Consider the following 21,418-nt stretch of genomic DNA (forward strand, 5'->3'; position numbering starts at 1 on the left):
AACGCCAGGGCGCGGCAACGCCCAGGCTTCAACCCCAAGGAGAAGCACCATGCAAACCAATCACGACGACGACTTTTACAGCCCTAACCGGCGCGAAACCCTGCTCACCCTGGTCATCAGCGGCCTGACGCTGGCGGTGCTGATCGGCGCTGGCTACCTCGCCCCTTCACTGCTGGTCATCGCGGCCCGCTAACCCCAGCGCCCAGGCGCGGCAACGCCTGGGCCATTCCAAGGACAAGCACCATGCACAAGCCCTTCACCATCACCCACGCCATGCGCGAAGAGGTCGCCAACAAGCTGACCCTGCAGGCCGTAGCACAGCATGGCCCGCGCATCGCCACCGACCTGACTGCGTTGAACGACCAGTTCTGGGCGAAGCACTGCGCCGCCGTCGATGCCCTTCCAGGGCTGGACAAAGCGCACTGGCCCGAGCTGATCCAGGCGGGAGCGGTGGCCGCTACCGCTACCTGCGAGCCGTACTACCTCAAGCCGCGCGAGGGTGACGAGCCGAGGGAAACCCAGCTTGTTGCCGTTTACAAGGAATACAAAGCAGAGGCTCGCAACGCCTTGGTCTCCAGGGTGCTGGGATCAACAGCCTTTGAAGGTGTGAGCCGGTACCTGGCATCGCAGCGTTATGAGGGCAACTGGGTGCTCACTCTGAAAAGCCCGACAGGCGCCGTACCGCGGCTGACCAAGATGGCCGTCATCACCGACCCCGTACTGGAATCCATGGCCCTCCTGGTGTGCGCGGACTTGGCGGGAGTGGTGGAGGCAGCAGTCGCATTCCGCGCGCAAGCCATGAGCGTTCTGCTGGCCTGCCGTAGCTCCCGGCAGGTCGAGGATCTCTTCCCCGAGGCGGCAAAGCTGCTGCCGCAGCCGGTGAAGAACGAGAAAGCGCTGGCCCCGACCGAACTGGCGGCCAACGTACGCAACATGCTCAGCCAGGGCGTGCCGCCTGTGCTGGCTCAGGCGTGAGGTGGTGGTCATGAGCCCACAAGACCGCTTCCTGCAAGACATGGCCAGGATCGCAGCGGAGGAAGCCGAACGGCCCACTATCCGTGTCAAGGGCATCGAAGCGCTACAGCGTCTGGTTCCGGTTGCGCTGCGCGACAGCGGCCAAAGCCGCATCGTCGGGCGCTTCCTGCTTAGCCTCTACAACGGCAGCGCATTTCCTTTCGCGCTCACTGATCTGCGCGGCCTCGACAGCTCCCTCTGGGACGACTGCCTCGCAGTGCTGCGCCTCGACCGGCGGCCGGAGCTGGAGGTGCATGAATACATCGAGAACGGCGACGACATCTGGTCGCAACTGAAACGCGCCTGGGCCTGAGCCCAGAAACAGGAAGGCCCCGGAGGGCGGCAACCCTCCGAGGCCAGACCAACCCCAAGGAGAAGCACCATGCAAGTGAACCCCCAAGAAGTCAGCGGGGCCAAGGCTAGCACTGCCCGCACCCGCCCGACCATGGCCAGCCACCGTCTCGACCTCCCCAGCATTTGCGACATCTGCGGCAAGGCCCGCTCCACCCGCAAGCACGCCGCCTGCAGCCGCACCCGCCAGCAACTCAAGCAGGACGAGTGGGCCAGCTACATGGCCAACGTCGCCGCCAAGAAAGCCCAGGGAGGCAGCCGCCATGCCCGTTGAGATTCGCTGCCGGTACACCACCGGCACCTACGTGGCCACCGTCAAGGGCCAGAAGATGACCGCCAGCAACACCATCAGCGCGCGTCACGCCGCCGAGGCCATGGCCACCAAGCTGGGCCTCGATCCGGCCCACCTGGTGGAGCAACAGCGCGACCTGATCGACCAGAAAGACCGGGTGACCTTCATTCATCCAGGAGAGCCGGCATGAAGACCGAAACAACTCAGATCACCAAGCTGCTGATCAGCGACCTGATGGGCGAGCCGAACAGGCTGGACCCGGTGACAGTCATCCTTGAGGACACTGGGCACCGCGTGATTCCAATGGACGGCAAGGGTTACACCACCCGGCAGGGAAAGATCATTGTCGAGTGCTACGGCAAGTCCTGGTCGGCCTACTGGGGCGGAATGGGTGACCGGACGGTGGCCCAGTTCTTCAGCGACGAGCATAGCGAGTACCTGATCGGCAGCCTGGCACCCAGCCTTGGCGGGAGCCGTTTCAGCGGTGACGCCCTGGTCAATATGGCGAAGCGCGTGGTTCTGGATTGCCGACGCGGGCGCACGGCCAACCACCACCCGTACAGCATGGACAAGGAAGAGGCCCGCAAGCTGTTCGACCGCATCGAGGACGAGCTGCGCAGCGTCGAGCGGGAGGATCATTGCTGGAACCACTCCGATCTGCTCTCCGAGCTGTTCAGCGACGAGTGGTGGCACGCCGCTGATGACGCCACTGAGCCGAACCCGGACTACCAGTACCTGCAGCGCATCGTGCTGGCCGTGCAAGCCGGGCTTCGCCAGGCTGGGCTGGCGAATGACAAAAAGGAGGCCGCATGACCATCACGGCCCCTGTCATCCGCTACCACGGCGGCAAGTTCCGGCTGGCCCCTTGGGTGATCGAGCACTTTCCGCCCCACCTGGTATACGTCGAGCCTTTCGGCGGTGCCGCCGGCGTGCTGATGCAGAAGCCGCGCAGCCATGGCGAGGTCTACAACGACCTCGACGGCGACGTCGTCAACCTGTTCCGCGTGCTGCAGAACAGCCGTATGCGCGAGGTGTTGACGGAGCTCCTGGTGCTGACTCCCTATGCCCGTGAAGAGTTCGAGCAGGCCTGGATCTTCACAGACGAGCCGGTGGAGCGCGCACGGCGCACCATCATCCGAGCGCAGATGGGCTTCGGCTCTGCCGGAGCCAGCAAGGGAACCACGGGCTTCCGGATCGACTGCTACCGCCAGTACGGCACCGCGCAGCAACTGTGGGCGCGCTACCCTGAACAACTGGCCAACATCGGCCAGCGCCTGGCAGGAGTGCTGATCGAGAACCGCCCGGCGATCGACATCATGCTCGCGCACGACTCGCCGCAGGCGCTGCACTATGTAGACCCGCCCTACATGCACGACACCCGCGTGCGCGGCGCGCAGAAGGGCCGTTACTACCGGCACGAGCTGGACGACGGACAGCACGCCGAGCTGCTGGACATGCTGAACACGCTGCAGGGCATGGTCGTGCTGAGCGGCTACCCTAGCGACCTATATGCCGAGCGCCTCGAGGGCTGGACGATGAACAGCACCTCGGCTCGCATCAGTGCAGGCCGGGGCGGCGACACCCGTACAGAATGCCTGTGGCTGAACCCGGCTTGCATGAATGCGCTGCACTGCAGAGGGCTGCCGCTGGAGGAGGTGGCCAATGGCTGAGTGCCGTTTCTGTGCTGGCTCCGGCTGTACCGCCTGCCGCAACAGCGGGCGGGAGGGCATCACCTACCAGGTGGGCGCGCTGCTGGACTTCCGTGGTACCGACATCGAGGTCGCCGGCTTGCCGGCGGCCCACCTCGAAGCCGATCGGCTGATGGGCCTCGACTGGGAGCGCCCGGTCGGGATCTGGACCGGGCAGCAGCATCGCTCCGAGCTGGTCGAAATCTGGTACCAGGGAGGGCAGTTCCGTGGCTGACCAGGACGTCCGCCAGCAGATGCTGGAATGCGAGGCTCGGTACTGGCTCCGGCGTGGGAACACCACGCTGGAGAAGGTCGAGGACTTGAAGGAGGTGCTGGTCAAGAAGCGCGGCGAGGCGGCTGTCACCCGCCTGGTCGACGAGATGCGCCGGCAATGGGGCCGGCGCCGTGACTGGCTGGAGGTGGGCGATGCGTAGGCGAGAACACTGGCCCGCAGTTTCTCGGCGCTGGTGGCCAGCGCCCGGAGGTAGACTGGAGGCGCAGCCATGATCGGGTCACCTGCAGGTGTGCTGACCTTCGATGACCTCAAGCGCATCACCGGCTACGCCCGCCGGGCTGACGTGGAGCGTACCCTGCACGAGCAGGGCATCCGCCTGTTCCGTGGCCGCACTGGACCATGGACCACCGTGGAGCTGATCAACCAGGCCGGAGGGCTGAAAGCCGGCAACCAGGAGCAGTACGGCGTCGAGATCCTATGAGGCGATCGAGGAAGCACAACCCCCACATCCCACCGCACATTGATCAGGCCGCTATCCCAGCGGCCGTTTTCTTTGATCACCGCGGCAAAGGCACCTGGTACACCTTGCACCGCGATGAAGCCGGTCGGCAGCGCCGGCAGAACATCGCCAACAGTTCGGCCACGCTCGCCGAGCTGCACAAGATCATGGAGGTGCGCAACGGCGTCGACCGCGAGAGCCTCAACTTCCTGTGCAAGGAGTACCACGACAGCGCCAAGTTCAAGCGCCTGGCCCCGAAGACCCAGGAGAGCTACAGCTGGTCGCGCGACGTCCTGGTCAACATCCCTACCAAGCTGGGCAAGCCCCTCGGCGAGCTGGCCGTGCGCAAGTTCACTCCGGCGCTGATACAGCGGCTCATTGACCGGATCGCCGACGAGGGCACGCCGTCGAAGGCCGCCCACGCGCTGCGGTACCTGCGCCTGGTGATGCAGTGGGGCCGCAACCGCGGCTACCTGGACGACAACCCGGCCATGGGCATCGAGGCGCCGGTGGAGCGCAAGCAGCGGCGCCTGCCATCCCATGATGTAATGCAACGCCTGATCGTCCGCGCCCGCGAGCTGGGCCAGCTGAAACGCGGGCAAAAGGATGCGGTGCCGCCGCACCTGAGCTACGTCATGGAGCTGGCCTACCTATGCCGGCTGCGCGGCATCGAGGTCGTCACCCTGACCGACGCCAACGAGCTGGCCGACGGCGTACTCACCAACCGGCGCAAGGGCAGCCGCGACAACGTGGTCACCTGGACGCCGCGTCTGCGCGCTGCCTGGGATGCCGCCAAGGCTCGCCGCGCCCAGGTGTGGAAAGCGCGAGGCACCGCGGTGCCGGTCAACCCCGAGAAGCGCTTCATCATCACTGCCGACCACGGCGGGCCGCTGGGCAAGTCCGGCCTGGACACCGCCTGGAACCGCTTCATGCGTAACGCGATCGCGGCGGGCGTCATCACCGCCGAGCAGCGCTTCGGCCTGCACGACCTCAAGCGTCGCGGCATCACCGACACGCCCGGCACCAGGGCCGACAAGCAGGAAGCCAGTGGCCACCGGGACGAATCCATGCTCGACATCTACGACCTCAGCGTCCCGAAAGTCGCCCCCTCCGCACTCTGATCCCCCCAAAACTTGCGTAACAAACGCGCCGGGCTCCGCAAGGAATCCGGCCGCTAGCGCTGCCATTACGCGATAGCCCCCTAAGCCCATCAGCCACGTACATAGGGGCTACATCAGCGTCGGCTCTAGCTCCAGAGTTCTATTTTTCACCCCCCCGCCTGTCGGGCCGCTCGCGCCAAAATTTGACGGTACTGGGATTGTCATCTAGATTCCGCACCAACACACCCGCCAAGCCTCTGCTGAAGCCTCTTCAGAATGCTCAAATCGGCGGGTTTTTTTTGCCATGGAGATTCGCTGCATGAGGCCATTCGATAAACCGGCCCTCACAGTAGAAGAGCAACTGGATCTGCTTAAGCACCGCGGCCTCACTGTAGCTAACGACGAGCGCGCCACTCGATTCCTTGAGGTCGTAACGCTTTTTCGACTCAGCCCTTACATGCGCCCTTTCCAAGAGCTTGGCGCAGACCATAGGTTCAAGGAAGGCAGCTCCCTGCGAGAGATCGTTGAGATTTACCGCTTCGATGCCAAGCTTCGCCATCAGGTAATGGCTGCCATCGAAAAGGTAGAGGTCGCCATGCGCGCCTGCCTAAGTAATTACATGTCTCCGAACTATGGCGCCGACTGGTTCTGCGACAAGAACAATTTTCTGCGTGAATTTCGCCATGCAGAGCTACTTCGGCCGCTCCATGAAAAAATCCGGAACGAGAAAGAAAAGCTCGAAAGGGAGGCCAATCGCATCAACGCTGGCACCCAAACGAATGATCAAAAGCGCGCACGAATCGAAAGCCGAATGCGCGACAACTATTTCCGATTCTACGGTCACACATACAACACCCCGGATCTGCCCCCGTCTTGGGCGATAACCGAAGAGCTCAGTTTGGGCACCATTTCGACCCTATATAGCTCACTGGCACGCGCCCAGGATAGGAAAGCCATTGCGAAAAGATTCGGCGTCGCGCACGAAGTACTGGCCTCATGGCTCCATACGCTCACATTCATCAGAAACTGCTGTGCACATCACGCAAGGCTCTGGAATCGGGAGCTAGGTGTTCGACCCAAGCTTCCGAACAGCTGGGCCATACCGATGGTTCCGGTGGGCCGGCCTCGTCCAAAGGATCGGGTTTACATCGTACTGACGGTATTGGCCTATCTGACGGACATAGTGAGCCCAGATAGTAGATGGAAAGCAGGCCTAATTGCTGTCTTGGAGACCTGCAGAGAGGATGCGTTACAGCAGATGGGTTTCCCCGACGATTGGCGCAATCAACCCAACTGGCTGACAGGGTAGCTCTCGCTCACCGGCCCCTCTAACCCCTCATTCAAGCCTACGTAACAAGCTTGGCAGGCTCAGCGTGGAATCTTGCCGCTATCGCAGCATTCGCGTAACAAGAATCGAGCTATGTGACTGATATTTCTATAGAAAGTAGCTTTCTTGTAATCAGTAGGTCCCGGGTTCGATTCCTGGTGCCGGCACCATTCAAGGTTCCATAGAAAGCTTTCAAAATCTCTGGAACCCCTGAAAAACCCGCCTTCTGGCGGGTTTTTTCGTTTTGGCCTTCCGTCGGATTCCGAGGGTAGCCAGCGCTAATAAGGGTAGTTTTAAGGATAGAGGTCCGTTTCGATATCGGAGACTACCCTTATGGCTCGCACCACTGCCCCGCTTACAGACACCACCTGTCGTACCGCAAAGCCCAGAGAGCGCGAGTACAAGCTCTTCGACGGCGACGGTCTTTACCTGCTTGTGCAACCCAACGGCCGCAAAGGCTGGCGGCTCAGGTACGTGAAACCCGATGGCCGCGAAGGCCTGACCGCCCTCGGTAACTATCCGGTGGTCGGGTTGGGCGACGCACGCCGCAAGCGCTTCGAGATCAAGCAGCAGCTCGCCAACGGCATAGATCCCATCCAGTACAAGCAACAAAACAAGACCCAGGCCGTGATCAACGGCCGCACCTTCGAAAGCGTTGCGCTCGACTGGCACGCCAGCATGGTGCCCAAGTGGGCGCCCGGCCACGCCAAGACAGTGCTCAGCCGATTGAAAACTCACGTATTTCCTTTGATCGGTGCCAGAGCAATCGTTGAGTTGGACACCCACGACCTCATGCAGCCACTGGAAGCCGTGACGAAGCGCGGCACCATCGACGTGGCGCTCAGGATCAAGAACTACCTGCAAAGCATCATGCGTGAAGCCAAACGGCTGCGGCTGATCACAGCGAACCCAGCTCACGACCTCGATGGCTCGATCAAGACACCACGGGTAACTCACAGACCCGCACTACCCTTATCGCGGCTGCCAGAGCTACTGGCATGTATTGAGGACTACAGAGGTCGCCCGCTCACGCGCCTCACGGTGATGCTGTCGTTGCATGTATTCGTACGCTCCAGTGAACTGCGCTTCGCCCGTTGGAATGAGTTCGACCTCAAGCGCGGAATTTGGGAGATCCCCGACACCCGCCCGGCGCTGGACGGAGTGCCCTTCTCCACAAGGGGTACGAAGATGGCCGGGGACATTCACGTTGTACCCTTATCGCCGCAGGCAGTGGCCTTGCTTGAGCAGATCTACGCGATCACCGGCAAGTTCGAGCTGGTGTTCGCGGGGGATGCCAAACCGTGGAAACCGATGTCCGAGAACACGGTGAATGCCGCGCTAAGGACAATGGGCTACGACACCAAGGTGGATATCTGCGGGCACGGGTTCCGAGCCATGGCGTGCAGTGCGCTGGTCGAGTCCGGGCTGTGGTCGGAAACGGCTATCGAGCGGCAGATGAGCCACAAGGAACGCAACAACGTACGGGCCGCTTATACCCACAAGGCCGAGTTCCTCGAAGAGCGCCGGATGATCATGACCTGGTGGAGCCGGTTTCTGGAGGCGAACCGCGAGGACCATGTGACGCCGCACGAGTTTGCCAAGCAGACGGGCGAGAACGTCACGCGCCTGCGCAGTGCCAAGAGGACCGAGTAACCCGCCACACCGCCACCTCAAACTCGCTGTGAAGTTACCCACAGCACCCCATGAAGTTCCTCCGCGCGGGTCCTTTCAAACGGGGCTGCAAAGCCGCGCCGTTTGAAAGGACCATTCCTAAGAAAAAAACTGCTGGCACAGCGCACGTCTGTGGAAAACCACTGATGTCCACCGGGGGATAGTTTTATCCACAGGCGCTAAATCCCTGAAATCTCTTTGCTTGACGAATATTGTCCACAGGCGTAGACCGGGAGTTGCAAGCGCTGTCGATGACAGCACCCTAGGTGACCCGAACCTTAAAGGTCACGCCGCTCTGGCGGTGGTTCTCCCCAAGGGCGATTCGCATCCGGCAGCTCGCCCGGTCACTACCCATGTGATGGATGCTCTTACACACATAGCGCTCGTGCGCCAGATACACAGTACCTCGCTGCCCTGCAGCAACCTATCCGCTTGGCCGAATGTTGCGCCAACCTGTGCCCGTCTCTTTCTTCTGGAAAGAGACGGGCACTTCTACCACTGCTGCAGCCCTGATCGCACAAGGCTTTGCGGCATTCCCCCTCGTGACAATCGGCGTGATAAACGCCGATGTCACCAGCAACAGCGCTGTAGATGATGGTGCCGCAGACTAAGGAATGAACTGCACCTGACTGACAGTCAGGCACGCCCCGGTCATCGCATTGCTGCTTGCACCAGGCTCAGGATCTTCAGGCACTGGTGTCGTCAACCAATGCTGCCTCCACCCGCCCACCGGTAACGGTGCTCAGGAGGCCAGATCATGAGATGCCCTTGCTCCCGGTTGTAAGGAGCCGCCAGTCCCGCGTAGTGGACATTCCCCACAGGTCGCAGGGGCCTTGATCCCTGATAACACTAAACATTCTTGGCGGGATGACGTGGGGGCGAGGATCGGAGAGCGAACGATGAGGTGACCGACATGGCATTGGTGGGTAGGCGCGACGGCCGCAATTTCGGCTACGGCAGGCAACTGAGCTACGCAGGGCCGCAGGCACTGAAAGACATGTTCGGCGGTGGCCATTACGGAACGGTCAAAGCGCACTGTGACCGGTGGTTGGCGTTCGTGAAATGGTGCCGCTCCGGACAAGGACCTGGTCTCAATGATGCGCGGCAAATTGATCGAAAAGTGTTGGCAGACTACGCGGCGTATCTGCGCGACCTGGTTCGGCACGGTAACCTCGCCGTCAGCACCGCACAGAACCGGCTATCCAGCGTTAACAGGACCATGGCGGCGCTCCGCGGTGATCAGTGCGTGAAGGTGCCAAGTCCGAGCAAGGCGTTGGGTATGCAGCGCACTGGGGTTCGACAGTCTGTGCCACAGGGCCAGGACCGCAAGCAGGTTATGCAGATCGTCGATGCACTTTGCCGCCAACATCAACAACGCGCCGCCGCGATCGTTCTGCTAGCGCGAGCCACCGGCATGCGCTTGCGTGAGGCCATTTTGGCTGACCTGCCACGGCTAAGCCGTGAGGCTAACGACCTAGGCAGGATTAACATTCAGGATGGTACTAAAGGCGGCCGCGCTGGCGCCTCGGCGCCACGTTGGATTGCGATGGATGACCAAGTTCGAGATGCGCTTAAATTTGCAGCGCAGGTGTCACCTGTGGGTAGCCGCAACCTGATTGCTCCACACGAAAGCTACCTGAGTCTTCAGCAAGAAATCATCCGACCAGCACGAGACGTCCTCCATGCGCACAACCTCAAAGGATTTCATGAGCTACGAGCGGCGTACGCATGTGAGCGCTATGAGCAAATCACCCAGCACCGTGCGCCTATAAACGGCGGCCAATGTTGCCAGGTAGACAGGAACCTTGATCGAGAGGCCCGACGACAAATCAGCTATGAGTTGGGGCACGGTCGGATCGATGTAGTAGCAGCCTACATCGGGGGTGGCCGTGACTAAAATTTTCGATATGGAGCTATTTTTAGTTGCAGCACTCACGGGGGCGCACGCAACGCGACGGCGTCATTTAAAACAGGCGGAGATCATTCAGGCAGCTATCGCAGAGCGCTGGCAGCGGGAGACACCCTGGAGATGGCAGAAAAAGCATATAACTTGGTTTCTTAAGCATCGTCTCGCTGGCCGTAGTGAACGTACGAGGTACTTTTACCTGCTCACAGTAAAAATCATCGTTCGTCGACTGGGGAGGTCATGGGTATTAAATTGATAACCGAGTAGATTTGTCCGTCGCTATGATCGGTATTAATCGGTGCATCCGCTTCCCCCCTCATCCCGCACAGCTGCATGAGACCACTGGTCAAAGCAGTTGGGTTAGGCACCATCAAGGTCAACTAGCGCTATGCCTTAAAAACCAAAATCGTGGCGGCTCGGGAAGAAGCTGGGTAGAGGCTCAGCCGCAACAAGAGCTTGACCAAAGGCAGAATAGGAAATAGTGTCACCATGACATCAGCCGCTTATCAAACGCACAATTGTCACTAAATCAAATGATAAGCTAGCGCCTACATAGTTAAAGCAGCACATTCAACGCATATAAAGGACTAAAGATGCACATAACAGAAATAGGAATTAAAAATTTCAGAAACTTCGAATCAGCTAAATTTAAGTTTATAAAAGACGAAGTCAATACTTTAATAGGAGAAAATGCGGCAGGCAAAACTAATTTATTCTATGCAATGCGCTTAGTACTTGATGAAAACTTGCCGATGAATGCGCGCCAGTTGACTAGCTCAGATTTTTATAGAGGGCTAGGATCACCCGCTGGCCACTGGATAATAATTGCTTTGCAATTTGCTGGCCTGGGTGATTCTGATGAAGACCTTGTACTCGCCAATCATAGTCTGCTACCTGGAGGCGAGAACACAAAGGGGACATATACTTTTGTATACAGACCAAAAAAGCATATTCGCCAAAAGCTCTTCGACATTACATCAGCCATCACTGATTTTAATAGCCGAAAACAAGCTATTACAGAGTATTTGAGCACCATCAGTATTGACCGGGAATATTACGAGATCACAGCATTCACGAGAACCGCAGCTGATTTAATTTCTGACGCAGTCTATAACTCCACCGCTGGAGACTTTACAAATTATATCTTCCCAGATCCTGAGAGTGAAGACTCCTCAATAATAGGGAACATTAGACCACCACATTTTTCCCTGATACGGGAAATCTCATGTACATATGTCAAGGCATTACGCAACGTTGTTGCGGATATGAAGTACACAAACAGCAACCCACTTGTAAAGCTCCTATCAAAACAAAGCAAAACAATTGCCAACTCTCACTTAATAACTGCAAAAGTCAAAGATGTTAACACCACTATTTCAGGCTTAGCCGAAATACAGTCTTTAAGTGCGAAAATTCGAAAAACCTTGCTTGGCGCAGTGGGCCATACTTACTCTCCTACACTAGAGATATCTTCTAATCTACCTGAAGACTTTGAAGAGCTAATAAAATCTCTTGGACTGTTGGTCGAAGATAGCAGCGGGTACTTAGGCTCTGGGAAGTTAGAGGATCTAAGCTTGGGAGGTGCCAACTTAATCTATCTTGCACTAAAGCTATACGAATACGAGGCACAAGTTGATTCAAATAACAAAATAGCTCACTTCTTACTCATTGAAGAACCAGAAGCACATATTCATACCCATATCAAAAAAACATTATTCTCAAACGTCAGCCATATAAACACTCAAGTATTCATCTCTACCCACTCTTCACAGATAAGTTCCGTTTCGAAAATTTCTGCTGTCAACGTATTATCGAGGAAGCAATCAAAATCCGAAGTGTATCAGCCATCGAATGGCCTAGAGCCGCGTGATATTTCGCGAATTGAACGTTACCTAGACGCTATCAGGAGCACTCTGCTTTTTGCCAAGGGAGTTATCCTAGTAGAAGGCGAAGCAGAGCAAATACTAATACCAACTTTAATCAAGAAAATCACTGGCATATCACTTGATGAACTTGGGATTAGCTTAGTAAGTATGGGCGGCACGGTTTTCAAGCACGTCTCACATCTCTTTCATCAAGATCGACTACGCACATACTGCGCGATATTGACTGACAGGGATGAGGCATACTTAACAACGCCGAACTCATATGCAAACAAGAAAGATATAGATCACTTGATTGCTGCTGACAGAGACGGCCTGCAAAGGCAGAACGAGCTAAACTCGTCCTTAGCAGGGAATTTATACACGCGCGCATTCTATGCAAAAAATACTTTCGAGACCGAATTAATAAACGCGGCGGCAATTTACCCTAACAACATGGCTCTTTTCACCTCAGTACTGCCCTTAATTTACGAACGAAAGGCATTCATAACTGCTTACGAGAAGCATCTAACATCCTCTGATGAGTCTATACGAAATCACTACATATTAAAGCTTGCTAATAAAGTCGGCAAAGGGTGGTTCGCCCTGCTTTTATCTGAAAAATCTCATCCTTGCCTTTATCTGCCGACATATATACTTAACGCTCTACACCATGTTTTGCGGGGTCACGCCACCGAAGAAATATGGCAAAAAATGATCTCTTACAGGCTTGAATTCTATAAGTCTGGCGACACATTGAAGAACTATGAGAAGCACCGTACATCTGTGGGAGACTTAAGCCAAAATGGCACCTCTTCCACATTTGCAAACCACTTTACATATGACCCAGTCGCAGTTTTGATTCGAGGGTAAACTATGCCTCTCAGAAACCTCACAAAAGAGCAGTATACTGCCGCCACATACGACGACAACCTTTTGCTTACTGCATGTCCAGGAAGCGGAAAAACCAAGACTTTAGTAGCAAAAATTGCCCACAAATTACAGACTTATGATCTTCGCAAGAAAATACTCGTCGCCATTACATATACGAACATAGCTGCAGACACAATCATTGATCGGCTGGACGCATTTTCAATCCCATCAGATAATCTCTGGGTAGGAACTATCCACTCGTTTTGTCTAGAGTGGATAATAAAGCCATACCGGGGCCACTCAGCCCGAACTTGCAAGGGGTATAGGTTACTCGATCAGTATGAATGCCAAGACATACTTGATTCTATTAGAGCAAAGCTAGATCTCAAAAGTTACGACAAAATAAATACAAAATTAAACCCTGATGGAACAATTCAAACTATCGGACTAAGTCCCGAATCCATTCGCGCAGCTGAGTTGTACCACAGCCATCTTTCAACATACAAGCTGATTGATTTCGATCTGATACTTAGCACAGCTGCAGAAATTTTGAACAGTCATCCTTCAATAGGCCACAGATTGTCGTACCTGTTTGACTCAATATTCATCGACGAGTATCAGGACACAAACCAAACTCAATATGACATAATGCGGGAAATTCTAAAACACGGAAATACTAAAGTATGTTTGATCGGAGACGTAGACCAAGCAATTTACACAGGGCTAGGTGCAGTAGTAAAAAATGGCATTGAGATATGCAAAGAGTTCTCCCTAAAAACCATAAAGGAAATGACGCTCTCGGGATGTTTCAGATCAAAACAGCAAATTATAGACTTTTACTCTGAGTTCCAAGATAACAGCATCATCATTAGATCCCTCCAAAATAATAATTTCCCGCTGGAAACATTGTCATATGACAGAATCACCACTAGAGACGACTTGCCGAACTCAATTAGCAAAATTGTACAAAAGCACCTATCACTTGGAGTCTCACCAAGCGAAATTGCAATACTACACCCCCAATGGTACGAGGTAACTTCTCTAGGTAGAGCAATTTCTAAGATCCTTCCAAACATTCCCTTTGACGCACCGGGATTATCTCCAATACCGCACTGCCATGAAAACATATGGTATAAATTAATCAGATTGCACAACATAAATACAAGCAACAAAAACTATAACAGGAGAGCCCGACTTGCCAGTGAGATACTTCTGGACCTGCAAGAAATATCGGTAACCATGAACGAAAACCTTAATGCCCGGTCACTGCTCAAATCCTCTAACAAAATTATTATCAACGAGCCCGACATCATTGGGCACATCCAATCGCTAACCAAAGCTTTCTGCTCAGCCCTGAACATATCGATAGAAAACCACAGGGGACTTCTTGAGCAATATGAGTCACTAGTGAAAGCGACTGAAAAACGTATAAATAAAGACGGCATAGACAGAGACCCAAGTAATATTTCTAAATACTTCAACGAATCTACAGGCATTAAAATAACCACATGCCATTCAACCAAGGGTGACGAATACGAAGTTGTTATATGCGCCGGCCTATTAGAAGGCAAAATACCTCACTGGGATGAAATAATTCGCAAGAGCCCGAGCTACTCCGCTTACATGGCAAGACGACTGTTGTACGTGATATCTTCGAGAGCCAAGTCCGCTCTGTATTTATTCTCCGAAAAAGGCATTTACACCACTACAAGAAATGAGTACATCCCGACGAAACAGTTAAGCATCGCAGCATCGAAACTAAAGTTATAGGCAAACAAAACAAGCAAGGCATCAACTACAGCCCCTGAATTTTTCGGGGTGCTTGAAAGCAATAAGCCATTTCAGATACAACACAAAAACCAATCAAGATATCGCTGAAAAAAATTCAGAATCCAACAGCCGGCCTAGACAAGAGACAGTTTAATTTGGCATCAAAGGGTAGTTTAAGAGATAGAGAAAAAAACTCTCAGGAATAAATTCCATAAGAATCAAAAAATTATGATTTACTTCGACTCCTGGTGCCGCACCATTCAAGGTTCCATAGAAAGCTTTCAAAATCTCTGGAACCCCCGAAAAACCCGCCTTCTGGCGGGTTTTTTCGTTTTGGCGTTCCGTCGGATTCCGAGGGTAGCCAGCGCTAGGCGCTGTCTGAAAAAAGCCGTCGCATACACCGGATGACACAAGCCAGCGAGACCATTGCGGCATAACTTTTTGCGAGCTTGTCGAAGCGCGTGACGATTCGGCGGTTCTCTTTTAGCCAGCCGAACATGCGTTCGATGATGTTGCGCTGTCGATATTTTGGGCGGTCAAACAGTCTTGGCAAGCCGGGTTTGGGCTTGCGTTTCATTGAGCGCAGCGGAATGACCGGCTGCATCCGATATCGATCGCAGTAACGGCGCAAGGCCTCGGCGTCGTAGCCTTTGTCAGACAGCAACCATTTGCATCGTTTGCGTGGACGACCACGCTGGTTTGTCGGGATGCTGACATCATCAAGTAACGGCTGGGCATAGCTGATGTCGCTGGCTTGGCCGCCAGAGAGAAGGAAGCGCAACGGTATCCCGTTGGCATCGCAGAGCATATGAATTTGGGTTGTCAGTCCGCCGCGACTGCGGCCTAGAGCGTGATCGGTAGGCTCGTCAGGCCCCCTTTTTTCCGCGCTCCAGATGAAGCACGGGTTGCTCGAACAGCGGTCGAATCGATCATCCAGGTGTGGGGATCGATCCAGCCTTTGTCATTGAGTCTGAGGTGCAATCGTCTGAGCATCTGATCGAATGTTCCGCGGTTTCGCCAGACCCGGAAGCGGTGATAGACCGTCGCCCAAGACCCGAAGCGCTCGGGCATATCTCGCCAGGCTGCTCCTGAGCACAGCACCCAGAGCACACCATCGAGCATCAAGCGATCACTGCTGCGGGGCCTGCCCCTGACGTGGGCTGCCGTAAAGAGATCGGCGACCACTGCCCACGCCTCATCCGAGAGTTCATAACGCTTTGCCATCACAGAATTCCTTTCCGCAGATGGCCGGCGACTGTACAGAACCCCGGCTGTTCCGGGGGCCACATTTCAGTTTCTTGGGATTTCAGACAGAGCCTAAAACTGCCCTTTAACGGTTTTTTCGTTATGACGTTTTACCTACCACTCGCTCTGCCGCCTTAAGATAAGCCTGTTCCCGCTCGCGCTTATCCACAGCTACCACAAAAACTACAACCTCTTGTTCGATCACCTGGTAGACCAATCGGTAGCCGCTACTGCGCAGCTTGATCTTGTAGCAGTCCGGCAAGCTATGCAGCCGGTTCGCCTCAACCCTCGGATTGAGCAAAACCGAGGCGAGTTTTTTCTTGAGTTGCTGCCGGACCGTATCCCCCAGCTTTTGCCATTCCTTTAGCGCTCGCGCATCGAACTCAAGGCTATAGGTCATCCAGCGAAACCCTCACTCGCTGAGGGTCGGCAAGGCGCTCGCGAACGATCGCTAGCAGCGCCTCATCTTCATCAGTCATGAGCACAGGCTTAAAAGGCAACTGCCCGCGCTCGGCGACGTACTGCAAGGCTTGGCGCATGAGCTCGGAGGGCGTAACACCCAACCGCTCAAGCTCACGATAGGCTCGGATTTTGAGATCGTCGTCGATACGAACATTGATGGATGCCATGATGGCTAGCTCACTGTAATGACAATAGTCTTTACAGTGGCGCAATTCTGGGCAGCAGACAAGTGGCTTATGAGCACAGACCGACGAAGGACAAGGCCGTTACACGCCGATTCGATTCCGAATCCCCTGCCCTCACAGCGTTAAACCGTTCGTCTGGTGCCGGCACCATTCAAGGTTCCATAGAAAGCTTTCAAAATCTCTGGAACCCCCGAAAAACCCGCCTTCTGGCGGGTTTTTTCGTTTTGGCGTTCCGTCACCTGAATCCGCCCCGCAAAAAGCGCACTCCACCGATGCGACGCACTGGTATCACCAAAGGGCTGCAACGCAGCCCTCGCCTGATCAGAACGCCGTACTCACCGTCACCGCCATATTCCGCGGATCCCCGTAGATCGCCCCCGCATAGAACCCGTACTGCGTGTAGTAATGCTTATCGAACAAGTTATCGACGTTGAAGCTCACCGTGGTGTCGTCAGTCAGCTGGTACTTGGCCATGGCATTCCAAATCGCATATCCGGACCAGTTCACGTCAGTAGCCCCTCCACTCACACCGTTCACCGGCTGCCCAGCCGGGCTTGAGATTGCGCGGATGTTGGTTTGTGCCTTGACGCCTGCGCCGAGGGTCAAGCGGTCGAGCGGGCCGCTCAGGCGGTAGGTGGTCGATGCCTTGAACAGGTGCGACGGGTCACTTCTGCCGTCGCTGTCGACGCGGCGGAAATGCAGGTAGGTGTAGCCGGCATAGACGTTCCAGTTCGGTGTCAGGGCGCCAGCGATTTCGAGGTCGATACCGTCGGTTTCCTGGCCGGTGCCGGCCTTGTAGGCGTCGCCGCCGGTTGGCGTGGTCAGGCCGTCGTCTAGCACGGCCTTGTTCTGCTGCTTGGTGCGGAAATACGCCGCCGATGCGTTCAAGCGGCCATCCAGCCACTCACCCTTGATACCGGTTTCGTAGCTCTGGCCGCGAATCGGCTCGACCTTGGTGCCGCTGGCCGTTTCGGCAGTCTGGGGGTTGAAGATGTCGGTGTAGCTGGCGTACAGCGAGTAGGTGTCGTCGAGGTCATAGACCGCCCCCAGGTAGGGCGTGACGATGCCGTGGTTCTGCTGGTTGCTGCGCACGCCGCTGACGTTGCGGGTGGTGGCCGAATAATCAGTGCTGCGCACGCCGACGATCACCGACAGGGGGTCGGTGATGCTCAGGCGGGTGGCGGCGTACAGGCCTTGCAGGCGGGTGGTGGTCTTGGTGTGGCGGCCGGTGCGGGAGGCGATCATGTCGTAGTCGCTGTCAACGCCGTTGTGCCAGTCGGTCACCGGGAAGCCGTTGTTGGCGCGGAACTGGCAGCCCACCGATGGCGCGCTGATGCGGTCGTCGCTGACCATGGTGCAGCTGTATTCCGGCGACCAGGCCACGGTGCGGCTGTCGTTGTAACCGACCATGGCCTGGTGGGTGCGGCCGAACAGCTGGAACGGGCCCGAGAGGTCGATCTGGGCGGATTGCTGGGTGGTGTCGCTGGTGCTGTGCAGGCCGTTGAGCACGGCGCCGCTGCCGTCCTGGTCCCAGTAGCCGCCGTAGCGGCCGCGCCCCGCCGAGTTGACCTTGGCCAAGCCTCGGTGGTTGAGCACTTCGGCAGTGCTCTGGGCGGCCTTGAGGTCCAGTGTCCAGTCGTTGTCGAAATGGTGCTCCAACGAGCCGAATGCCGTGCGGGTGGTGTACTCGCCAAAGCTCCAGCTCGGGACCAGGTTGGTGCTGCGCGGCAGGTCGGTCTTGCTGCCGTCGCGATACCAGATGGGGATGTTCGCGCCCCATCCGCCGCCGACCACTTTGTTGTACTCGTACTGGTAACCGGCACCGAGGGTGGTGGCGTCGTCCAGGTCGAACTCGAAGTTGGCCAGGGCAGCGCGGGAGCGCTCGGACTGGTTGTCGCGGAATGAGTTGGCGTCCTGCTGGGTCATCACGAAGCGCGAGCGCAGGCGGCCATCTTCGGACAACGGCAGGTTCAGGTCGGCGCCCAGGCGGCGTTTGTCCCAACTGCCATAGGTGGCGTATGCACTGCCACCGAAGGTGCGGGTCGGGGCCTTGCGGATCAGGTTGACGGTGGCCGACGGGTCGCCGGTGCCGCCGAGCAGGCCGTTGGCGCCGCGCACGATGTCGATGCGTTCGTACAGGTCCATGTTCAGCGCATTGCCGCCGCCGCTGAAGTCGGAACCGCCCTGGAACTGCAGTCCATCGACCTTCCAGTTGCTGATCGAGTAACCCCGGGCACGAAAGTCGGTGCGACCACCGACCTCGGACTTGGTGGCGCTCACGCCTGGCGTGGTGTCCAGCGCCTGTTCGAGGGTATGGATGTCGCGGTCGTCCATCTGCTGGCGGGTGATGGTAGTGACCGATTGCGGGGTCTGGCGTGGGGTCAGATTCAGGCCGGTGGAGCTTCGGGTGCTCTCGACCGTGTAACCCAGCTGGCCAGCCTCGTCGGCCGGGACCAGGGCGCTGTCCTCGATTTGCGTGGCCTCCAGCTCCAGCGGTTGGCTGTCGGCAGCCATGGCACCGCCGCTCAAGGCGACGGCAATGAAGAAGGCAAGCGGGTGAAGGTGGTTAACGCCTCGGTGGATGGGTGAGACGTCGGGCATGATGCGCTGATGATTCATTTGGGAAGGCTTCGTATTCGCAGTTGATTTTTTGTTACGATTCTAGGCATCCGCCCTTCGGGCTCCATGTCCGGCTTGTACGGGCATGTAATCGAACGTAACGAGCGCTGCCGACCTTCCGCCAACAGGTGTTTTTCGATGAGCACAACCTTGCTTGTCGTCGATGATGACGACGAGATCCGCGAACTTCTTTGCGAGTATTTGACCGAAGCCGGCTATAGCGTGCTGGCAGCAGCCCATGGCGACGAGATGCGCGCGCAGTTGGCGCGGCACAAGGTCGACCTGGTGGTACTCGACCTGATGCTGCCTGGCGAAGACGGCCTGAGCCTGTGCCGTCAGTTGCAGGCAACGCCCGGCCTGGCGGTGATCATGCTGTCGGCCAAGGGCAGCACCCTGGACCGCATCATCGGCCTTGAGGTGGGTGCCGACGATTACCTGGCCAAGCCCTTCGAACCGCGCGAATTGACCGCTCGCATCAAGGCGGTGCTGCGCCGTCCCCAGCGCCTGGAGGCGGCCACCGACGCGCCGGTGGCCGAAACACAACACTTCGCGGGTTTTGCCATCGACCATATCAAGCGCCTGCTCACCCGCCCGGACGGGGAGTCGCTGACCCTGCCGCGCTCGGACCACCGTGTCCTGCGCGAGCTGCTGGACGCCAACAGCCGCGTGGTGTCCCGCGACCAACTGACCCGCAGCGCGTTCGGTCGCGACCACCACCCCGACGACCGCTCGGTGGATATGTGCATCAGTCGCCTGCGCCAGCAGTTGCGCCGCGCCCCCGAAGGCGACGTGCAGATTCTGACCATTCGCAACGAAGGCTATCTGTTGAACATCGCCCGCGCGGGGGCGGATGCCTGAGGTGCCTTGGCTGCGCCGACTGTGGCCGCGTACGTTGTTTGGCCAGCTGCTGCTGATCATGGTCAGTGGCACGCTGGTGATCCAGCTGATGTCGAGCAGCATCTGGTTCGATGTGCGTTTCGCTCAGGTGCTGGAAGCGCCAGTGCGGTTGCTCGCCGCCCGCAGCGCGCCGCTGATCGCCCAGGCGGACTGCCCGGTCGGCCAACTGCAGGCGCCGACGCATTACCGCTTGCGCTGCGTCGAGGCCTTGCCGGGGGCGAAACAGGACGAGCGCCGGGGGCGACGGCGAGTCGAGCTGCTACTGCGCCAGGCTTTGGAATACGAGCTGGGCAAGGCTCAGGATGTGCGCCTGTTGAACGTGCAACTGACCGATGAACTGGGCCAACCGATCGTCTGGCGCAGCCTGTTCGGCCTGCGTACGGCGCAGGCGCATATCCAGTTCGCGGTTCCCTTGGCCGACGGCCATTGGCTGACCATCGACGGCCAGGAGCTGCAAGGCTGGAGCGGTGAATCGGCTTGGCTGCTGATCAGTGACTACCTGCTGCGGGTATACGCCTTGCGGATCGTTGCGGTGCTGCTGGTCTGCCTGGTCGCGGTGCGCCTTTGCCTGCGCCCACTAAGGCGGTTGGCCGATGCTGCACGTGGGTTAGGCAGCAACCTGGAACAACCGCCGCTGGCCCTGGACGGGCCCCAAGAAGTGCGCCAGGCAGCGCAGGCATTCAATGCCATGCAGCAGCGCCTGATTGCCATGGTCAACGACAAGGCTCATTTTCTGGCCGCCGTATCCCACGACTTGCGCACGCCGCTGACGCGCATGCGGCTGCGATTGGAACGCCTGCAAGACGCCGAACAGCGTGAACGCCTGCGGCAGAACATCACCCAGATGGACAACATGATCGGCCAGGTGCTCGATTACCTGCGCGCTGGCGAGCAACAGAACCTGCAGCCAGTCGACCTCGACCGCTTGGTGGCCCGGTTATGCGCCGACCTGGCCAGCGCCGACGAGCCACTGCCGGTACAGGGCAAGGTGGGCAATGTGGAGGGCGATGCCTTGCTGTTGCAGCGCTGCCTGCAAAACCTGCTGGTCAATGCCCTGCGTTATGCCAAAGCGGTGTCGGTGACGCTGGAACGTGCCACCACGCATGTGCTCATCCACATCGACGACCGCGGGCCGGGTATCGCACCGGGGCTGCTGGCGACCATCGTTGACCCGTTCGTGCGGGGTGAAGGTTCGCGCAACCAGGCCTCGGGTGGCTACGGGCTGGGATTGAGCATCGCCCAGCGGATCGCTGCCAGCCATGGTGGCGAGCTGAGGTTGATGAACCGCGAGGGCGGTGGCTTGCGGGTCAGTGTTCTACTGCCGGGGTAGGGCCGGATTGGCCAACGGTTTGCCCCCATGAGGCCAAAAGCGCCCGCACAACCCATCATCGCGTAACAGTGTTTTACCGATTCTCCAGGTTT

The 21,418-nt window shown here is 57.4% G+C and carries 22 protein-coding genes; 18 read left to right on the plus strand and 4 right to left on the minus strand.

Features of this window, described 5'->3' with window-relative positions; genetic code table 11:
- Positions 1 to 49: 49 nt before the first annotated feature.
- The 16 genes from IF103_RS23210 to IF103_RS23285 all read left to right on the plus strand — a co-directional run bounded on the left by IF103_RS23210 (position 50) and on the right by IF103_RS23285 (position 14,588).
- Positions 50 to 193, plus strand: a complete 144-nt coding sequence (locus tag IF103_RS23210; RefSeq protein ID WP_202675722.1) for a hypothetical protein — start codon at positions 50 to 52, stop codon at positions 191 to 193.
- Between the two features lie 50 nt (positions 194 to 243).
- Positions 244 to 975, plus strand: coding sequence for a hypothetical protein (locus IF103_RS23215; protein WP_202675723.1), 732 nt, complete (start codon positions 244 to 246; stop codon positions 973 to 975).
- Between the two features lie 10 nt (positions 976 to 985).
- On the plus strand, positions 986 to 1,327 hold the full coding sequence (locus IF103_RS23220) for a DUF7673 family protein (RefSeq protein ID WP_252189422.1): 342 nt from the start codon (positions 986 to 988) through the stop codon (positions 1,325 to 1,327).
- Positions 1,328 to 1,396: 69 nt separating this feature from the next.
- A complete protein-coding gene (locus IF103_RS23225; RefSeq protein WP_202675724.1) occupies positions 1,397 to 1,639 on the plus strand; it encodes a hypothetical protein in 243 nt (80 codons plus the stop codon).
- On the plus strand, positions 1,629 to 1,847 hold the full coding sequence (locus IF103_RS23230; protein ID WP_202675725.1) for a hypothetical protein: 219 nt from the start codon (positions 1,629 to 1,631) through the stop codon (positions 1,845 to 1,847). The genes IF103_RS23225 and IF103_RS23230 overlap by 11 nt, the downstream gene beginning before the upstream one ends.
- Positions 1,844 to 2,470, plus strand: a complete 627-nt coding sequence (locus IF103_RS23235) for a phiTE_072 family protein (RefSeq protein WP_202675726.1) — start codon at positions 1,844 to 1,846, stop codon at positions 2,468 to 2,470. Before IF103_RS23230 ends, IF103_RS23235 begins: the two co-directional genes overlap by 4 nt.
- Positions 2,467 to 3,327 (plus strand): DNA adenine methylase, encoded by an 861-nt coding sequence (locus tag IF103_RS23240; RefSeq protein WP_202675727.1) that lies wholly within the window; start codon positions 2,467 to 2,469, stop codon positions 3,325 to 3,327. The genes IF103_RS23235 and IF103_RS23240 overlap by 4 nt, the downstream gene beginning before the upstream one ends.
- Positions 3,320 to 3,580, plus strand: a complete 261-nt coding sequence (locus IF103_RS23245) for a hypothetical protein (protein WP_202675728.1) — start codon at positions 3,320 to 3,322, stop codon at positions 3,578 to 3,580. Before IF103_RS23240 ends, IF103_RS23245 begins: the two co-directional genes overlap by 8 nt.
- Complete coding sequence (locus tag IF103_RS23250) at positions 3,573 to 3,779, plus strand: DUF7696 family protein (RefSeq protein WP_202675729.1); 207 nt, start codon at positions 3,573 to 3,575, stop codon at positions 3,777 to 3,779. Before IF103_RS23245 ends, IF103_RS23250 begins: the two co-directional genes overlap by 8 nt.
- 69 nt (positions 3,780 to 3,848) lie before the next feature.
- A complete protein-coding gene (locus IF103_RS23255; RefSeq protein ID WP_044727301.1) occupies positions 3,849 to 4,061 on the plus strand; it encodes a DUF4224 domain-containing protein in 213 nt (70 codons plus the stop codon).
- Complete coding sequence (locus IF103_RS23260) at positions 4,058 to 5,200, plus strand: site-specific integrase (protein WP_202675730.1); 1,143 nt, start codon at positions 4,058 to 4,060, stop codon at positions 5,198 to 5,200. Before IF103_RS23255 ends, IF103_RS23260 begins: the two co-directional genes overlap by 4 nt.
- Before the next feature lie 298 nt (positions 5,201 to 5,498).
- Positions 5,499 to 6,488, plus strand: coding sequence for an Abi family protein (locus IF103_RS23265; protein ID WP_202675731.1), 990 nt, complete (start codon positions 5,499 to 5,501; stop codon positions 6,486 to 6,488).
- A 351-nt stretch (positions 6,489 to 6,839) separates the two neighbouring features.
- Positions 6,840 to 8,159, plus strand: coding sequence for a tyrosine-type recombinase/integrase (locus tag IF103_RS23270; protein WP_202675732.1), 1,320 nt, complete (start codon positions 6,840 to 6,842; stop codon positions 8,157 to 8,159).
- A gap of 931 nt (positions 8,160 to 9,090) precedes the next feature.
- On the plus strand, positions 9,091 to 10,074 hold the full coding sequence (locus IF103_RS23275; protein ID WP_202675733.1) for an integrase domain-containing protein: 984 nt from the start codon (positions 9,091 to 9,093) through the stop codon (positions 10,072 to 10,074).
- 602 nt (positions 10,075 to 10,676) lie between these two features.
- Positions 10,677 to 12,818, plus strand: a complete 2,142-nt coding sequence (locus tag IF103_RS23280) for an ATP-dependent nuclease (RefSeq protein WP_202675734.1) — start codon at positions 10,677 to 10,679, stop codon at positions 12,816 to 12,818.
- 3 nt (positions 12,819 to 12,821) lie between these two features.
- Positions 12,822 to 14,588: a UvrD-helicase domain-containing protein gene (locus IF103_RS23285; protein ID WP_202675735.1), complete on the plus strand. Its 1,767-nt coding sequence runs from the start codon at positions 12,822 to 12,824 to the stop codon at positions 14,586 to 14,588.
- A 367-nt stretch (positions 14,589 to 14,955) separates the two neighbouring features.
- On the opposite strand, the gene IF103_RS23290 is transcribed toward IF103_RS23285, so the two are convergent.
- The 4 genes from IF103_RS23290 to IF103_RS23305 form a co-directional block, all read right to left on the minus strand.
- Positions 14,956 to 15,812, minus strand: a protein-coding gene (locus tag IF103_RS23290) for an IS5 family transposase (RefSeq protein ID WP_202675736.1) whose coding sequence is annotated in 2 segments (ribosomal slippage) — positions 14,956 to 15,474 and positions 15,477 to 15,812 — 855 coding nt in all. Because the reading frame shifts where the segments join, the coding sequence is not laid out codon by codon here.
- A 121-nt stretch (positions 15,813 to 15,933) separates the two neighbouring features.
- Positions 15,934 to 16,233, minus strand: coding sequence for a type II toxin-antitoxin system RelE family toxin (locus IF103_RS23295; protein ID WP_023382869.1), 300 nt, complete (start codon positions 16,231 to 16,233; stop codon positions 15,934 to 15,936).
- On the minus strand, positions 16,223 to 16,462 hold the full coding sequence (locus IF103_RS23300; RefSeq protein ID WP_023382870.1) for a type II toxin-antitoxin system RelB/DinJ family antitoxin: 240 nt from the start codon (positions 16,460 to 16,462) through the stop codon (positions 16,223 to 16,225). The genes IF103_RS23295 and IF103_RS23300 overlap by 11 nt, the downstream gene beginning before the upstream one ends.
- A gap of 339 nt (positions 16,463 to 16,801) precedes the next feature.
- Positions 16,802 to 19,099: a TonB-dependent siderophore receptor gene (locus IF103_RS23305; protein ID WP_027907231.1), complete on the minus strand. Its 2,298-nt coding sequence runs from the start codon at positions 19,097 to 19,099 to the stop codon at positions 16,802 to 16,804.
- A gap of 138 nt (positions 19,100 to 19,237) precedes the next feature.
- Here IF103_RS23305 and IF103_RS23310 point away from each other — a divergent pair, with 138 nt between their 5' ends.
- Positions 19,238 to 19,957 carry a response regulator gene (locus IF103_RS23310; protein WP_023382872.1) on the plus strand — a complete coding sequence of 240 codons (720 nt, stop codon included), beginning with the start codon at positions 19,238 to 19,240 and terminating at the stop codon, positions 19,955 to 19,957.
- Positions 19,950 to 21,326: an ATP-binding protein gene (locus IF103_RS23315; protein ID WP_049818751.1), complete on the plus strand. Its 1,377-nt coding sequence runs from the start codon at positions 19,950 to 19,952 to the stop codon at positions 21,324 to 21,326. Before IF103_RS23310 ends, IF103_RS23315 begins: the two co-directional genes overlap by 8 nt.
- Positions 21,327 to 21,418: the final 92 nt, after the last annotated feature.

The organism is Pseudomonas sp. SK2 (assembly GCF_016772395.1).
Taxonomy (GTDB): domain Bacteria; phylum Pseudomonadota; class Gammaproteobacteria; order Pseudomonadales; family Pseudomonadaceae; genus Aquipseudomonas; species Aquipseudomonas taiwanensis.

Bases quoted from the DNA above. Each gene is read 5' to 3' on its own strand.
- IF103_RS23300 (WP_023382870.1), bottom strand. From the start codon at position 16,462: ATGGCATCCATCAATGTTCGTATCGACGACGATCTCAAAATCCGAGCC.
- IF103_RS23255 (WP_044727301.1), top strand. From the start codon at position 3,849: ATGATCGGGTCACCTGCAGGTGTGCTGACCTTCGATGACCTCAAGCGC.
- IF103_RS23210 (WP_202675722.1), top strand. From the start codon at position 50: ATGCAAACCAATCACGACGACGACTTTTACAGCCCTAACCGGCGCGAA.
- IF103_RS23265 (WP_202675731.1), top strand. From the start codon at position 5,499: ATGAGGCCATTCGATAAACCGGCCCTCACAGTAGAAGAGCAACTGGAT.
- IF103_RS23235 (WP_202675726.1), top strand. From the start codon at position 1,844: ATGAAGACCGAAACAACTCAGATCACCAAGCTGCTGATCAGCGACCTG.
- IF103_RS23245 (WP_202675728.1), top strand. From the start codon at position 3,320: ATGGCTGAGTGCCGTTTCTGTGCTGGCTCCGGCTGTACCGCCTGCCGC.
- IF103_RS23315 (WP_049818751.1), top strand. From the start codon at position 19,950: ATGCCTGAGGTGCCTTGGCTGCGCCGACTGTGGCCGCGTACGTTGTTT.
- IF103_RS23285 (WP_202675735.1), top strand. From the start codon at position 12,822: ATGCCTCTCAGAAACCTCACAAAAGAGCAGTATACTGCCGCCACATAC.
- IF103_RS23220 (WP_252189422.1), top strand. From the start codon at position 986: ATGAGCCCACAAGACCGCTTCCTGCAAGACATGGCCAGGATCGCAGCG.
- IF103_RS23295 (WP_023382869.1), bottom strand. From the start codon at position 16,233: ATGACCTATAGCCTTGAGTTCGATGCGCGAGCGCTAAAGGAATGGCAA.
- IF103_RS23305 (WP_027907231.1), bottom strand. From the start codon at position 19,099: ATGAATCATCAGCGCATCATGCCCGACGTCTCACCCATCCACCGAGGC.
- IF103_RS23275 (WP_202675733.1), top strand. From the start codon at position 9,091: ATGGCATTGGTGGGTAGGCGCGACGGCCGCAATTTCGGCTACGGCAGG.
- IF103_RS23230 (WP_202675725.1), top strand. From the start codon at position 1,629: ATGCCCGTTGAGATTCGCTGCCGGTACACCACCGGCACCTACGTGGCC.
- IF103_RS23225 (WP_202675724.1), top strand. From the start codon at position 1,397: ATGCAAGTGAACCCCCAAGAAGTCAGCGGGGCCAAGGCTAGCACTGCC.
- IF103_RS23240 (WP_202675727.1), top strand. From the start codon at position 2,467: ATGACCATCACGGCCCCTGTCATCCGCTACCACGGCGGCAAGTTCCGG.
- IF103_RS23280 (WP_202675734.1), top strand. From the start codon at position 10,677: ATGCACATAACAGAAATAGGAATTAAAAATTTCAGAAACTTCGAATCA.
- IF103_RS23270 (WP_202675732.1), top strand. From the start codon at position 6,840: ATGGCTCGCACCACTGCCCCGCTTACAGACACCACCTGTCGTACCGCA.
- IF103_RS23310 (WP_023382872.1), top strand. From the start codon at position 19,238: ATGAGCACAACCTTGCTTGTCGTCGATGATGACGACGAGATCCGCGAA.
- IF103_RS23260 (WP_202675730.1), top strand. From the start codon at position 4,058: ATGAGGCGATCGAGGAAGCACAACCCCCACATCCCACCGCACATTGAT.
- IF103_RS23215 (WP_202675723.1), top strand. From the start codon at position 244: ATGCACAAGCCCTTCACCATCACCCACGCCATGCGCGAAGAGGTCGCC.